This window comes from Jeotgalibacillus sp. S-D1 (assembly GCF_004358665.1).
Taxonomy (GTDB): domain Bacteria; phylum Bacillota; class Bacilli; order Bacillales; family Jeotgalibacillaceae; genus Jeotgalibacillus.
Genome location: NZ_SMZR01000001.1, coordinates 419544 through 434918, shown reverse-complemented (window position 1 = coordinate 434918; position 15375 = coordinate 419544). Strand labels below are relative to the sequence as shown.

Below are 15375 nucleotides of genomic sequence, written 5' to 3'. Positions count from 1 at the left end.
AGCTAAAAAATTAGCATTTTCTTCAATTTATTTCTAAATTGTGGATATTGAAGCCAGAACAATAATTATATTACTCTTACTGCAGAAAAAAAGCAAATGAATCTTTACATAACCTTTAGATCATATTTACATTTCCACCATAATAGACGTAGTAAACCTCAAAAAGTTTCTATCTAATAAAATTAAATAAAAACCCATCAAAAGTAGGATAGATATTACTACCTACTAAAAATGGATTTTCCACTCGAATATCAATAGATTATACAGTAATTACTGGACTGTGTCCAGCTGCCTATTTTTTGAAATTTAATGCTTGTACTTAATAAGCCAGGCTGCTCCAATAACGCCGGCATCGTTTCCAAGCGTAGCTATTTCAATGGATGTTGATTCAGCAACTGTTGAAAAGGCATATTGTTTAAATTTTTCTCTTAATGGAATTAAGAGTGTATCACCAGCTTGAGAAACTCCTCCTCCAATAACAATTTTTTCAGGATTGAGAGCACTTCCAAGATTAGCCAGTGCAAGCCCCAAATAAAATGTTAATTTCTCCACCACTTTTAAAGCTATTTTGTCCCGTTGAGCTGCCGCTTCAAAAATATCTTTTGATGAAAGTCGCCCGGTAGTGTGCAGGATCTCCCTTAGAACGGATGGGTCCTGATTTTCCTTCAATTCATCAGTTGCCAGCCGTAGGACGCCTGTAGCGGACGCAACAGTTTCTAAACAGCCATACTTTCCACAATTACAGTAGTAGCCATTTTGGGGTACTGCTGTTATATGCCCAATCTCTCCAGCTGCGCCTTTAACACCGTGTGCGATGTCGCCGTTAACAATCACACCACCGCCTACACCAGTTCCAAGTGTAATGCAAACCACATCTCTGGCTCCATCACCAGCACCTTTCCACATTTCACCCAGGGCGGCGACATTTGCATCATTTTCAATGACAACCGGAAGACTGGTTAAGTGCTGCAATTCTTCCCGAAGGGGTACGGGCTTTTCCCAGCCGATATTAACACCTGTATACAATATACCGGTTTGCATATTTACTGGTCCCGGAGCTCCGACTCCTATACCGAGTATTTGTTCCTGAGCAATTGAATGCTCCATTATTTTCAGTTTTATGGCAGCAGCTATATCCGGAATTATTGCAACTCCGCTATTGCTTGTATTTGTGGGAATTTCCCATTTTTCCATTACTTCTCCACGCTCTAAGACCAAAGCAAGCTTAGTCGTTGTGCCGCCAATATCGACCCCAATAATTAACTTCTCATTCATATTCTCTCACCCATCCACTTATTTTAGTTTTTCACGTTCAATTTCACTTCTAAGCAATAAAATGGCTTTTTGAAAATCCTGTATATCTATTAATTGTGAATGATAAAGCTCGCGAATTTCCAGCTCCATCATTTCTAAATTAGATGCACGGTCTCCTATGTATACGAAGATTCCGAATCGCTTTAATAATTGCTGAACATCGTAAATTGATGATAATACCATTTTCCGCAACCTCCAATTTCCGATCTCAAAAACCAGTATAAGCGATTCATGTTCCAACCTCAATAATAATTAACAACGGTACATTTCCGCTGCAGGTTTCCCGTACCCATTCCAATAACAAGCTTTACTGGTGGTTAAAAAGAAAATGTTTATCTGTTTAATTCTTCCGCAAGCTGTTGGTAAGGCTCATGATCGGGCATAATTTCAAGCGCTTTCTCCGCGTGGATGCCCGCTTCTTGGGTTTTTTCGAGCTCTCTATATACAAGCGCCAGATTGTAATGGGCTTCGTGAAAATTATGCCGTTCTGCTATAGCCCTCTTCAGATTAGCCACGCCTTCTTCATAGCGTTTTTCATTTAATTCAATGAATGACATCAAAAAATACGTTTCTGCAGTTGCTTTGCCATCATCACGTAAGGCAGTTAAATTTTTATAGGCATTTTCGTAATCGCCGCTTTGGATTTCCTCCTGCGCAATTGCGTTTATTGCCATTGGATCTTTGTTAACCAGAAGACCGCTGTACCCTAAATAAAGTGCAATTAAGATCAGTGTTATGGCACCTATAAAGAAGAACGTTTGATTAATTAGTTTTTTTTGCTTTGGAAGAGAAACAATCCCCGCAGCAAGAAATCCTCCAGCCAGTCCGCCTAAATGTCCTGCGTTATCTATTCCCGGTACTGTGAATCCAAATGCAATGTTAATTCCAATGACAATCAGGACATTCAACCCCATCGTTCTAAAAAACAGTTTCGGATACCTTGCGCCAAAATAGAGCAAAGCGCCAAAGCAGCCAAAGATTGCACCGCTTGCACCGGCAGAGATATTGTAGGAAAAAACAAAACTCATTAGGGATCCGGAAAATCCGGCCAGAAGATATATAAATAAAAATCGAAAACGGCCATAGATTCTCTCAATAAGCGGCCCAAGATAAAACAATGCAAGAGTATTCATGAATAAGTGCAGCAAACCAATATGTAAAACAATGGGCGTAAAAAATCTCCACCAGTCTCCCTGCTCAATCAATGGATTGTATTTAGCTCCATAATCAATCAAGACCTGCGTATTCGTACTTCCCCCATTCGATTCAAGCAAATAAAACATGCCCAGTTGGATAACGATAAATACATATGTAAAAAAAGGGGTGGATGCATTAAATAATTGTCTGTCTTTTTCATTGGCAGAATGAGCAATCACCAGTGTTTCCTCTTTAATTTCCTCAAGTGAACTGTCATCATAATCCTCGCTGGCGATGGAGGTTTTGATTTCTGACAGCGGATGCCCGCTGCTCCAAATAGAGGGATCTGTTTGATCGGTAATCAGAGAGGAATAGACAGCAGTCTGGTGTCTCCTGCCAGCTGCCACAGGTGAATCAACTTGAAATGACTCTTCATCAGGTAATTCATTCAGTAAAAAATAAATATTTTCAATATTTATTTTTCGTTTTCTAAGCTGTTTTCTTAAGTTTTCTCCAATTTGGGTTAAACGGTTTAGATCCTGCTGTATTTGACTGGCAGTCTGGAACTCAACTTGTGCAAGTCGTATGATTTTTGGTTTTTTAGCATCATTTTCCAGCCAAAGTTCATTTTGGTCAGAAGAAATTTTAAATAAACGGTATCCTCCGTTGACAATTAACTCATGAGCGATTATCCAATATAAATACTCCACCCTGTTTGCCATCAGCTACACTTCTTTCCAGAATTGACCTTATTACCTTACTATAACGAAAAATTGGAAATGAAGTAAAGAATGATCCATGAACTTTTTCTTTCTGCCAGTTAGTGATTTTCTTCCCCAATCAGCATTCCGACTGGCTGGTCATGACCATCGACCGGGATGTGTTCAACGATTTGTTCTTTAAAACAAAGGGATATTGTCTTTCGTTTATAATAATTGGCAAGGTACCGGTCATAATAGCCTCCCCCGTATCCTAAACGAAACCCGCTTGAGTTATAAGCCAGACCCGGAACGATAAGAAGATCGATGGCGTCTGGAGATGTTTTTTGGAGTGACTGCAGAGGTTCCAGCAAACCAAAATAAGAGGGCTCAACCTCCTCAAACGAAGAAATTGAGTAAAAATCCAGCTTTTTACCTTGATGAATGCATCTGGGTACAGAGACTGTTTTCCCTTCCATCCAGGCTTTTTCAATTACACCATAAGTATCAACTTCTGGAAATCGGGAAATCGTTATGCCAATGCTTTTTGCATTCTTCCAGCATTGTGTATCGTAAAGATTTTGATGAATGTTTTTTGAGCGTTTACGGTAATCTTCTTCCTTTATTTTTGTTAAGGAAACGTGTATTTCCTTTCGAAGCTCTGATTTATTCATGTAATCAACTCCTTTTATTTACTCTATAGTCACTGACTATATTATATAGAAGAAATAAAAAAACCAGAAAGGTTGAGATCAACTTTTCTGGCGATTCGTACATTATTTAGTCTCGCGGTGAAGCGTCACTTTCTTCAATCGTGGACTATATTTTTTAAGTTCAATACGGTCTGGGTTATTACGCTTGTTCTTAGTAGTGATGTAATTACGATCACCAGTCTCAGTGCAAGCAAGTGTAATGTTTACACGCATGTCTTATCCCTCCAAACATTCAAATGCTAGTTAGCTATTCGATTCATACGACTTTTCAATGATACCACTATTCGAAAAAAAAATCCACACTCAAATGCAGCGAACTAATATTTATTTTTTTAAATCTTTCCTCTTATTAATTCGACTTTTTTCATCATGAAACGACCCCTTTTGACAAAGTAAATGATACAATAATATAGGATTGTCGCAGGAGGTGGTTTTTGAGTTACAAACAGCAATTATTTAGAGTTGACTGTAAATCTTTCTATGGAAGTACAATCGTCTCTAAAAACCTCTCAAAATAAACGAATAAAATAAGATGATATGTCTAAAAACCCTTATAGCAGAAAAAAGCAGAGACGATTACTCACTCTGTAATGCATTTGATATTATGAATTAAACTCTTACAAGCCTGATCATGGAACATGGTTTATCAATTTACATATGCGAGACAAAACACAAGCTCCAGGATTGCAATCATCTTTATTTTATCAAAAAAATGTTTCACAAATAAACCAACTTTAGAATGTGAGGAAACAAAATGGATAAGCGTACCTTTCGTGCACTCGGTGCCGGCATTATTACAGGCGCATTAATCATGTTTGCATTTACTTACTTTACAGCTCAAAATGATGAAGCTACAGCCTCAGAGCCAAAGGAAACAGAAGGCACAATAATCCTTACACAGGAAGAATTCGACTCATTAAATACCCAGCTTAAAGAATGGGAAAACCGGGCAATTGAATTAAGCAAATCTCAAAATACTGCTACTGATAATACTGAGTCTGAAACAGCTTCAATGACCAGGTTCATATTGAGCGTGGAATCTGGCATGACTTTCCCTGAGATCAGTGAAAAACTGGCAGAATATGATATTATCCCAAGCAGTGAAGCTTTTAATGATTATTTGATGGATAACCAGTTAACAGATCAAATACAGATCGGCACATATGATCTTCATTCTTCCCTCAGCATAGAAGAAATAGCTTCTATACTGACTAAATAAACGAAAGGAGCCTCTTAAAAATGAGGCTCCTTTCGTTTATTTGGCTTTATTAAACTTTACTGTGCAACTAGCCACAATCAAGTTTAACAGAACTATTTATTTAAATCATAACGGGTTCCTTTGACCAGATAAAAGATGTTTTCTGAAATATTTGTTACATGGTCCGCGGCTCTTTCAAGATAGCGGCAAATAAATGACAGCTGAGTTATTTGAGCCAATTTTTCAGGTTTTTGGGAACTGATGCTAAGCAATTCCTGAATTGTCTGTCCATAAAGTGCGTCTATTTCGTCATCTAATTCAGCGATCTTTTTTGCTTTAATTACATCTTCTTCAATGAAGGCTTCAATGACAAGTCCAATCATTTTGGAAGTGCCTTCATGCATATCTCTAATACTTTCAATTGACTTAACAAAAGGATCGTTGCCGATCCGGATCGTGGATTTCGCAATATTCACTGCAAAGTCCGCGATTCTTTCTAAATCAGCGGCAATTTTAATTGCTGCAATCACCCTTCTAAGATCCGTTGCTACCGGCTGTTGCTTCGCAATGAGCAGAATTGCCTGATCGTTAATTTCTTCTTCCAGCCGGTTTGCTTTTATATCCTCATCCATGATCGCAATGGATTCATTTACATTTTGATTTTCCAGCGCGATCAGTGATTTATCAAGCGCTTTTTGCGCAAAGGTTCCAAGCTCGACTATTTTGTTATTCAGGCTTTGCAATTCTAATTCGTATTTTTCTCTGACTGACATCTTAATCCCCCTACTTTTTTAAAAATTAGGCTTTGTTAACTTGGTGGTTGATTCCAGCTGCCGGGCTTTTAGTGAGACTTCTTCTTTTATGCAGAAGTCTCAAACCATCTGCTCCACTTAACGATGTGCTGCCATCAACTACCGCGTTATGCATTATCCAAAACGGCCTGATATATAATCTTCAGTCCGTTTATCAGCAGGGTTGGAGAAAATCTTATCTGTAGCGTCGTATTCGATTACTTCGCCATTTAAGAAGAAAGCCGTTTTATCTGAAATCCTTGCTGCCTGCTGCATATTGTGCGTGACTATTATAATGCTGTATTCTTTTTTTAATTCCTGAACCAGCTCTTCCACTTTTAGAGTTGAAATAGGATCCAAAGCTGATGTCGGTTCATCCATTAAAATGACATCAGGTTCAATCGCCAGGCATCGCGCAATACAGATACGCTGCTGCTGTCCACCGGAAAGACCATAAGCATTTTCATTTAAACGGTCTTTAACTTCATCCCAGATTGCCGCTCCACGAAGACTTTTTTCAACAATTTGATCAAGGATCTTCTTGTTCTTTATCCCATGGATACGCGGGCCATAAGCGATATTGTCATAGATTGACTTAGGGAAAGGATTAGGCTTTTGAAACACCATTCCAACCTTGGTGCGCAATTCTTCCACCTGATAGTCCTTTGAAAAAATATTTCTTCCGCGGTACATAATTTCGCCTGATGTTTTAACAGAAGGAATCGTTTCAGTCATACGGTTTAATGTTTTAATATACGTTGATTTTCCGCATCCGGATGGACCGATAATAGCCGTAACCTCATTTTCCTTCACATCAAGGTCGATATTCTTTAATGCATGGTTATTGCCATACCATAAATTAAGCTGGTTGGTTTTATAGACAGAAGGCTTATTATTTTTTTGGGTTAGTTTTTTTTCAGGTACCTGCACTTCAGGTTTTACTGTAATCATTGTGGAATTGCTCCCTTCATCCATTTCGGTTTTAATATCGTTTTTGATATTTGTTGCGTATAAATACAGCAATTGAATTCATGATGATAAGCAGCGTCATCAATACGATGATCCCCGCGGCTGCTACTTCATGAAACTCAACCTGCGGACGCTTGGTCCAGTCAAATATTTGCATTGGCAATGCAGTAAAGGTACTAAAAACACTATCAGGCGTGAACATCAAAATAGTAGGAATACCTATCACGACTAACGGAGCTGTTTCTCCAATCGCTCTCGACAATGCCAGGATGCTCCCCGTTAAGATACCCGGAATAGATGCTGGAAGAACCACTCTGAGTATCGTCTGCCACTTTGTAGCGCCCATCGCGTAAGAGGCTTCTCGCATTTCCTTAGGCACTGCCCTTACCGCTTCCTGTGATGCTACAATGATGACCGGTAAAATCAGCAAACTCATCGTTAACCCCGCAGCCAGTATTGAAATACCCAGACCAAAATAGCGAACAAAAATGGTTAGTCCAAGTAAGCCGAATACAACAGAAGGCACGCCGGCCAGGTTTGAAATATTAATTCTTATAAATTCAGTCCATTTATTTTTCTTTGCATACTCTTCCAAATAAAGTGCTGTTCCGATCCCTAAAAACATTGATACGGGCGCTACAACCAGCATCAAGTAAATGGATCCTAAAATGGCAGATTTGATGCCTGCTTGTTCAGGAATCCTAGATGCAAAACTTGTGAAGAAGTCAAGGCTTAAATAGCCGCTTCCTTGAGTGATGACACGATAAAGCAAAATTCCAAGGACAATTAATCCAAACAGAGTTGCTGCCAAGAATAATCCTTTTAAGACCGTATTTTTCACCAGTCTTGTCCTGGTATTCGACGCTACGGATTCATGATTAATGTATTTCATTTTAATACTCCTCTCTAAAGCGTTTGGAGATAAATTGGGCAAGCATATTCATGACAAGTGTGAATAGGAACAAAGTAAAACCAACAGCGTAGATACTGTAATAAATGGTTGTACCATATCCTGCATCGCCCGTTGCTACTTGAACGATATATGCTGTCATGGTTTGAATAGAGCCCGTTACATCCATGTCAAATCGAGGAGTGGAGCCGGCAGCAACCGCTACAATCATCGTTTCTCCAATAGCTCTTGAAATTGCAAGGACAGTTGATGCAACAATCCCTGATGTAGCAGCAGGCAGTACGATTTTCAAAGCGACCTCAAGCTTCGTTGATCCAAGAGCATAAGCTCCCTCCCGCATCGAATTAGGAACTGAATTCATTGCATCCTCTGACAAAGAGGCAATCATGGGAATAATCATAATACCGACTACAATTCCCGGACTGATCGCATTAAATATGCTGACCTCCGGAAAAATTGATCTTAAAATCGGTGTGACAAACGTTAGTGCAAAAAATCCATAAACTATCGTTGGCACCCCGGCAAGTACTTCAAGTACCGGCTTAATCATTTTTCTTGCCCGTTCACTCGCATATTCACTCAAATAAATGGCTGTTGCAATTCCAATCGGCACAGCCACTATAATAGCAATCCCTGTAATTTTCAGCGTACCGATAATCAATGGAAGAACTCCATAGGTGGCTGTTGAATTTGCAAAGGGATACCATTCAGTACCAAAGATATAGTCCAAAACTGAAACCCTAGAAAAGAAAACAAGTGTTTCAACAATTAGCGTCACCATTATGCCGATAGTTGTTAGAACTGAAACCGCTGCAATGGCAAGCAACAGCTTTGGTATTATTTTTTCAATTGCAGACAAGAGACCCCGATTGCTTTTTTGGGCAATCAATTCTTGAACTGACAGTGTTGTATTTGGTTCTTTCATAGACACAGTGAAATCCTCCTTTATCCAAAGACACAATGAGATGAGAAGCATGAATTTCATGCTCCTCTCATTGACATAAATTTAAATTATTTTAATGACTCAATTGCCTCTAAATCTTCGTCATATATTTCTTGTGGCGCCCGGACATAACCAACAGCCTCCGCAAGGTCTCCAGCGTTTTCAATCGCAAACGTCATAAAGTCGGCAGCTGCTTCGTTTTCGCTGATTGATGCATTGCTGACATAAGTAAACATTGGACGGGATAGGGGAGCATATTCTCCGGATTCGATTGTTTCATTTGAAGGCTCTACAGGACCATCACCGTTATCGATTGGTACAACTTTTAAAGTATCCTTGTTTTCAAGATAGTATGCATAACCAAAGTAGCCTATGGCGTTCGGTGATCCAAGCACACCCTGCACAAGTACATTATCGTCCTCTGAAAGGGTAGCTGAACGGACAATGTCTTCTTCTTCGAGGATGACTTCATTAAAGTAATCATACGTTCCTGAGTCGGTTCCTGGTGAATAGTATTCAATTGGCTCATCCGGCCAGCCTTCACGGATATCTGCCCATGTTTTTTCTGTTCCGTCTTCAACCCACATTTTCTTTAATTCTTCTACTGTTAAATGATCGATAAAGTCATTTTCTTTGCTTACCACTACTGACAATCCATCAAAGCCCAGTTCCACTTCAGTATAGTCAATCCCCGCTTCTTCTAAGGCAGAGGCTTCTTCTTCTTTAATCGGACGTGATGCATTTGAAAAATCGGTTTCCCCTGCGATGAATTTTTCAAAGCCGCCGCCGGTTCCTGAAACTCCTGATGAAACCTGGACGCCAGGCTGTGCTCCGCCATATTCTTCAACAATCGCTTCCATAATTGGAGCTACTGTAGAGGATCCATCTCCCCGTACTTGACCTTCAAGCTCTTCCCCTGTACCGCTATCTTCATTAGATCCGTTTGCACTATCGTCACCGCAGGCAGCTAAGAATAATGCTGATCCTAAAATAGTTGTCGTTGCCAAGTACTTAAAACTCTTCATACTGTAATTCCTCCTAAAGGGTTGGTTGATTTGTCCTACATGTATAAGAATACAGTGAGACTATTAACCTTATATAAATGAAATGTAAAGGTTTTGTAAATCACGTTTAACCGCGAGATAAATGGGTTTTATGGGATAATATGTTAAGTTTGACATCGTTTCTTTACAACAAAAAACCGGATCCCCAAAATGGGAGATCCGGCTTTCTGATTAGTTTCCTTCTTCTGCGCCTTCTTCTGATACGTTAACTTCGACATCTTCATCAGCGCCATTTTCATCGATTCGTTTTTCTCTTAGTTCAAAATATTTTTCAAGCACCGCTGTACCCAGGTTTTCGTTTACGTCTACACGCAGTGATTCATCCCCATTTGGGTATACCCAGGGAACTAATACTGCAAAAGCAACCTCAGGATCTTCAGCAGGTGCATACCCAACCAAAGTGGAGTTAATTGTTTCTGGCGGGTTACCCAGATATTGATCCTGGTATTTCGGTCCAAAATAAACAACCTCAGCAGTACCTGTTTTACCTGCTGCAACGTATCCATTTCCAATAAAGTCTCTGCCTGTTCCCTCTGCTCCGTTAAAGCTTCCGAAGAATCCGCGCTGAACCTGCGCAATTTCGGCTTCAGTATTGTCAAGCTTATTTAAAATTTCCGGTTGCATTTCCTGCAGCAGGGGTCCCAGTGTATCGTTGGACTTACTTGGTTCACGGATTTGTTTGACAATTTTTGGAGCAATTCTGTTGCCTCCATTAGCAATTGTTGAAACATACTGGGCCATCTGCATAGTTGTATACGTATCAAACTGTCCAATTGATAAATCTAAAAGTTTACCGGGACCGTAGTCATTATTGGCCTGGTACCCTGTATTTTCTCCCGGCAGATCAATGCCCGTTTCCGACCCTAAACCAAATTGTCCAAAATAATTTCTCATTTTAGTGAAAGCAGATTGAGGTATATCGATCGGCTGATCAGGAGTATATTTCGCATTTGCCATTGCAATTGCAATTTTAAACATATACCCATTGGATGATTTCTCAAGTGCTTTTGTATCGGTTAAAGGTATAGCTGACCCATAATTAAAATAAGATTTTTTGGGAGGTGAGCCTTTAATTCGGATTACTTCATCATAAAGGGTTGACCCAGGTGTGATAATCCCCTCCTGATAAGCTGATAAAACCGTTGCTCCCTTCACACTGGATCCCGCCTCGTAGGCGCTGGTAAACGTACCGATATTATAGTCCTGGATCACTGGTGTAATGGATTTCCCGTTATCTTCCTCAACATACTGTTTGCCAACCATTGATAAAACTTCACCAGTATGAGGGTCCATCATGACAACAAATGCACGGTCCAAAAGATTACGTCCTCCGCTTTGTTTAAGTCGCCACAATTCATCCTCTACAATTTTCTCAACTTCTTTTTGAAGTTCCATATCAACGGATAAAACAAGATCTTTTCCTCTTTCTCCTTCGTGGACTAATTGTGAATCCACAACATTTCCTGCTTTATCAGTCAGCGTTTTAACTTTAGACTTTTGCCCCTGAAGAATATCTTCATACTGAAGCTCTAAATAACTGGTTCCTACTCTGTCATTTCTTGAGTAGTCTCTGGATAAATAATACTCTATCTTATCTTCAGGAATCGAACGTACACTTCCTAATGCGGACCTGAAAACATCACCATAAGCATATTGGCGATTCCAGTCCACAGTTGTGTTAACTCCCGGCAGCGAATCCAAATGCTCACTAACTACTGCAAACTCCTCATCCGTTACTTTTTCATTTTTAATAATTTGAGGCGATAGATTATAGCCAGCCTGCATTTCAATATAGATGGCCAGCTCTTCTAAGTCCTGTCCTGTAATTGATTTAAGCTCTTCGTCTGTAATTCGGTCTCTTATGAGCTTGTCATATTGCGCCTGCTCCATATCTCCTGCTTCGAACTGAGCTTTTTCATCAGCGGTCAGTTTTTCTTCTGCCGCACTCTCGTTTTCGCGAATCCAAAAATCCTGTTTGTCGCGATCTGTTACTTTTTTTGTATCAACTTCAATAAAACCGGCTAACCGCTCTGCGACCATTAACATTTCTTCTTGTTTTGTCTGCTGCGTTTTTGTATAAGTTATGGCATTGACAGGCTGGTTATCAACCACAATATTGCCGTATCGATCAAAAATCTTTCCTCTCGGGACACTTGTATTGACCACTACTTCTTCTGTCCGCTCCAATTCCCTGACATAATTTTCACCGTTAACGATCTGCAAAACACCCAATCTCAGGATTAGCAGGGAAAACAATAAAAAGACAGCAAAAAAGAGCACATTCATTCGGGAAGACACATGTGTTTTTTTTGCTTTTTTTTCTTTGGAGCGGGTTGCGTCTTTTTTCAATAACGTTCTTCCTTTCTTCCTCAAAACTTCCTATCTATCATTTTATAGAAGAAGCAGCTTTTAATCCAGCGTAAAATGGTATATTCATGAAACCGACAAAAAAACTGTGCATTTTAAAATGCACAGTTTTTTAATAAATCATTTATTTCTTATTTTGCTGCAACGTAAAGTTTTTCAACAGCATTCCAGTCTACTACATTCCAGAAAGCGTTGATGTAGTCAGGACGTTTGTTTTGATATTTTAAGTAGTAAGCATGCTCCCAAACATCAAGACCTACTACAGGCGTCTTGCCTTCTGTCAGAGGAGAGTCCTGATTTGGTGTGCTTGTGATTTCCAGCTCGCCATTGTTCACAACCAGCCAAGCCCAGCCTGATCCAAATCTGCCTGCACCAGCTGCTGCAAATTCTTCTTTAAATTTTTCAAAGCTGCCAAATTTATCATTGATAGCAGAAGCTAGGTCACCCGTAGGCTCGCCGCCGCCGTTTGGTGAAAGAATTTTCCAGAAAAATGAATGGTTGGCATGTCCGCCTCCATTATTTCGAACTGCAGTACGAATTGATTCAGGTACAGAGTTTAAATCCACCATCAGCTGATCAATTGATTTTGCCTGAAATTCTTCCTGACCTTCCAAAGCATCATTCAGTTTTGTTACGTATGTGTTGTGGTGTTTCGTATGGTGGATATTCATGGTTTCCTTGTCAATATGCGGTTCTAAAGCATCGTATGAATACGGTAATTCTGGTAATGTGTAAGCCATGATTAAATTCCTCCCTATGTAAATTTTAGTTGAATCGGCAAGCGATTCGTTGATTACTTCAATAGCGTACCAAATACTTTGGAAACCATCAATTCTTATGCTCAAAAACTTCCTGGAAGATGTATTTTCTGCGTTTGACTTGATTTTCTACAAAACGACCAGCAAAAAGTACCCCACCATAATTAGCTGGACGACTCCTTTTGTCACAATTGATGTAACAAATCCGATCAGAGAACCAAATCCAATTTTAACTGCCTGGCCGAGTCGGGTTTTATTTACAATCAATTCACCTCCGACAGCCCCAATGAAAGGTCCCAAGATAATGCCAATCACCGGAATAACGAAAGGTCCAATTAACAGGCCGATCGTACTTCCCCAAATTCCCGCCTTTGATCCGCCAAACCGTTTAATACCAAATAAGTTAGATATATAATCGGCACCAAACAGCAGGATGACAAATAGAATTTGTATGGTCCAGAACCACCAATTAAAAGGATCAAACGAAAAAAACATCCCATAGAGCAAAAATCCTGCAAGTATGAAAAGAACACTTGGAATGATTGGATAAATTAATCCGATAAAAGCGATTAAAAAAACGATTGTAATTATGATCCAATAAATGGTCTCCATCACTGATCCCCCTCTCCTCTCTTCTTTAGTATATCGTTTAGAAACATTTTTTACGAAAAAAAGAGGAGCTCAGTGGCTCCTCTCCAATTAGGTCGTGCTACTTTCTCAATCCCAGAACGGCTTCAGCTATATTTACTGCATGGTCACCGATTCGTTCAAGATTTGAAACGATGTCTACGAAAACGATACCCGACTGACCGGAGCACTCGCCTTCATTTAACCGGAGAATATGCTTCTTACGGAATTTACGTTCCATCTTATCAATCAGATCTTCTTTTTCTGCTACATCACGTGCGATTGCATGATCATTCTGGTCAAGCGCTTCAATTGAACTTGATACAGCATCAATCGTTAACGTGAACATTTCATCAAGGTCCTGCATCGCATCTGAAGTCATTTTAACTTTGTGAGACTGCTGATAATCGACAAGCTCAATAATATTTTCAAAATGATCTCCTATACGTTCAATGTCGCGGACTGTATCCATTAAGATTGAATGGCGTTCAGATTCAACAGCCGACAAGGAAGTACCAGAAAGTTTAACCAGATAATCAGTAATTTTGGAATCAAGATTGTTGATCGCATCTTCAACCTGATACCCAAGCTCCGCTTTTTTGGTATTTTTTGTTTTTAAATAGTCAAAGGTTTCGTTTAAGCCCTGAACAGCAAATGCACCCATTCGCAAAACTTCTTCTTTTGCCTGTCCTAATGCAATGGATGGTGATTGCTCAATAAAATTAGGATCTAAATGCTTCGGCTTAAATTCCACTACCACATCTTTACCAGGAATAACCTTGGTTACAATCACTGCCAATAAAGCTATAAATGGAAATTGAATAATTGTATTCGTGACATTAAACGTACCGTGCGCAAATGCAATCTGCATCGCAGGCTCAAGCTGCAGGAACTGATCAATCCATGTAATAAACCATGTGAATGGAACCAATAAAATCATAAAAATAATCGTTCCTATAATATTAAACATTACATGAACGGCAGCTGCCCGCCTTGCTGCAACTGAAGCACCGATCGAAGCAAGAACTGCTGTAATGGTCGTTCCAATATTATCACCAAAAAGCACCGGAATCGCTGCACCTAATGTAATAAGATCCTCTGAGTACAATCCTTGCAGGATACCAATCGTCGCACTTGAACTCTGTACAATCATTGTAAAAATAGTACCAACGATAACTCCTAATACAGGAATTTCACTCATACTCTGTGTTAAATCAATGAATGCCTGCAGTTCACGAAGAGGTTTCATTCCCTCACTCATTAACTCCAGACCGTAAAATAATAATCCAAAGCCAAAAACTATTTGACCGAAGTTATTCACTTTGTTGTTTTTAATAAAAAATAGAAGTATCGCACCTAAAGCGGCTATTGGCAAAGCAAATTCGCCAATATCAATCCCAATAATAAAAGCGGTAACGGTTGTCCCGATATTCGCCCCCATTATAACCCCGATTGCCTGCCTTAACGTCATAAAACCAGCGCTAACAAGACCGATTGTAATGACTGTTGTGCCCGAGCTGGTTTGTAAAAGGACCGTAACGAATATACCCGCCAACACACCCATGAATGGATTGGTGGTGAAACGGTCAAGAATTTCTCTTAAGCGGTCCCCTGCTGATCTTTGTAGTCCATCACCCATATATTTGATACCAAAGAGAAAGATTCCGAGTCCTCCAATGAACTGAAAGACTACTTCCTGCCAGTTAACTTCCATTTCTTCAACCCCTGTCAACATATTTAGACATATTTCTTGAAAACCCTCTACAATTATTAATTCTTTTAGTGCATGAAGTAAAGAGGTAAATGCGAAAATTTACAATTGGTTAATATTCGGGCATTTATGTTACAGAAATGTTACAAATGATTGAAGATTCAACCATCGTAAT

At 39.6% G+C, this 15375-nt stretch carries 15 protein-coding genes; 1 reads left to right on the top strand and 14 read right to left on the bottom strand.

Features of this window, described 5'->3' with window-relative positions:
* Window positions 1-306: 306 nt before the first annotated feature.
* From E2R51_RS02185 to rpmG, 5 genes are all read right to left on the bottom strand, one after another.
* Window positions 307-1275 (bottom strand): ROK family glucokinase, encoded by a 969-nt coding sequence (locus E2R51_RS02185; protein ID WP_133375386.1) that lies wholly within the window; start codon window positions 1273-1275, stop codon window positions 307-309.
* An 18-nt stretch (window positions 1276-1293) separates the two neighbouring features.
* Window positions 1294-1497: a YqgQ family protein gene (locus E2R51_RS02180; RefSeq protein ID WP_133375385.1), complete on the bottom strand. Its 204-nt coding sequence runs from the start codon at window positions 1495-1497 to the stop codon at window positions 1294-1296.
* 149 nt (window positions 1498-1646) lie between these two features.
* Window positions 1647-3173: a rhomboid family intramembrane serine protease gene (locus tag E2R51_RS02175; RefSeq protein ID WP_133375384.1), complete on the bottom strand. Its 1527-nt coding sequence runs from the start codon at window positions 3171-3173 to the stop codon at window positions 1647-1649.
* Window positions 3174-3271: 98 nt separating this feature from the next.
* A complete protein-coding gene (locus E2R51_RS02170) occupies window positions 3272-3823 on the bottom strand; it encodes a 5-formyltetrahydrofolate cyclo-ligase (RefSeq protein ID WP_133375383.1) in 552 nt (183 codons plus the stop codon).
* A gap of 102 nt (window positions 3824-3925) precedes the next feature.
* On the bottom strand, window positions 3926-4075 hold the full coding sequence (gene rpmG, locus E2R51_RS02165) for a 50S ribosomal protein L33 (protein ID WP_039809691.1): 150 nt from the start codon (window positions 4073-4075) through the stop codon (window positions 3926-3928).
* A 541-nt stretch (window positions 4076-4616) separates the two neighbouring features.
* Between rpmG and E2R51_RS02160 the strand changes: the two genes are divergently transcribed.
* A complete protein-coding gene (locus tag E2R51_RS02160; RefSeq protein WP_133375382.1) occupies window positions 4617-5081 on the top strand; it encodes an endolytic transglycosylase MltG in 465 nt (154 codons plus the stop codon).
* A 92-nt stretch (window positions 5082-5173) separates the two neighbouring features.
* Here the strand turns inward: E2R51_RS02160 and phoU are convergent, their stop codons facing one another.
* From phoU to E2R51_RS02115, 9 genes are all read right to left on the bottom strand, one after another.
* Entirely contained in the window at window positions 5174-5833 is a 660-nt protein-coding gene (gene phoU / locus E2R51_RS02155) for a phosphate signaling complex protein PhoU (RefSeq protein WP_133375381.1), read from the bottom strand.
* A 153-nt stretch (window positions 5834-5986) separates the two neighbouring features.
* Window positions 5987-6802, bottom strand: coding sequence for a phosphate ABC transporter ATP-binding protein PstB (gene pstB, locus E2R51_RS02150; protein WP_133375380.1), 816 nt, complete (start codon window positions 6800-6802; stop codon window positions 5987-5989).
* Between the two features lie 31 nt (window positions 6803-6833).
* Window positions 6834-7712, bottom strand: a complete 879-nt coding sequence (pstA, locus tag E2R51_RS02145) for a phosphate ABC transporter permease PstA (protein WP_133375379.1) — start codon at window positions 7710-7712, stop codon at window positions 6834-6836.
* A gap of 1 nt (window position 7713) precedes the next feature.
* Window positions 7714-8655, bottom strand: coding sequence for a phosphate ABC transporter permease subunit PstC (gene pstC, locus E2R51_RS02140; RefSeq protein ID WP_133376305.1), 942 nt, complete (start codon window positions 8653-8655; stop codon window positions 7714-7716).
* Between the two features lie 86 nt (window positions 8656-8741).
* On the bottom strand, window positions 8742-9698 hold the full coding sequence (locus tag E2R51_RS02135; protein WP_133375378.1) for a PstS family phosphate ABC transporter substrate-binding protein: 957 nt from the start codon (window positions 9696-9698) through the stop codon (window positions 8742-8744).
* A gap of 210 nt (window positions 9699-9908) precedes the next feature.
* On the bottom strand, window positions 9909-12086 hold the full coding sequence (locus E2R51_RS02130) for a peptidoglycan D,D-transpeptidase FtsI family protein (RefSeq protein WP_240732942.1): 2178 nt from the start codon (window positions 12084-12086) through the stop codon (window positions 9909-9911).
* A 149-nt stretch (window positions 12087-12235) separates the two neighbouring features.
* Window positions 12236-12844, bottom strand: a complete 609-nt coding sequence (locus tag E2R51_RS02125; RefSeq protein WP_133375377.1) for a superoxide dismutase — start codon at window positions 12842-12844, stop codon at window positions 12236-12238.
* Between the two features lie 147 nt (window positions 12845-12991).
* Window positions 12992-13474 carry a DUF456 domain-containing protein gene (locus E2R51_RS02120; RefSeq protein WP_133375376.1) on the bottom strand — a complete coding sequence of 161 codons (483 nt, stop codon included), beginning with the start codon at window positions 13472-13474 and terminating at the stop codon, window positions 12992-12994.
* Between the two features lie 97 nt (window positions 13475-13571).
* Window positions 13572-15203 carry a Na/Pi cotransporter family protein gene (locus tag E2R51_RS02115; RefSeq protein WP_133375375.1) on the bottom strand — a complete coding sequence of 544 codons (1632 nt, stop codon included), beginning with the start codon at window positions 15201-15203 and terminating at the stop codon, window positions 13572-13574.
* Between the last annotated feature and the right edge of the window lie 172 nt (window positions 15204-15375).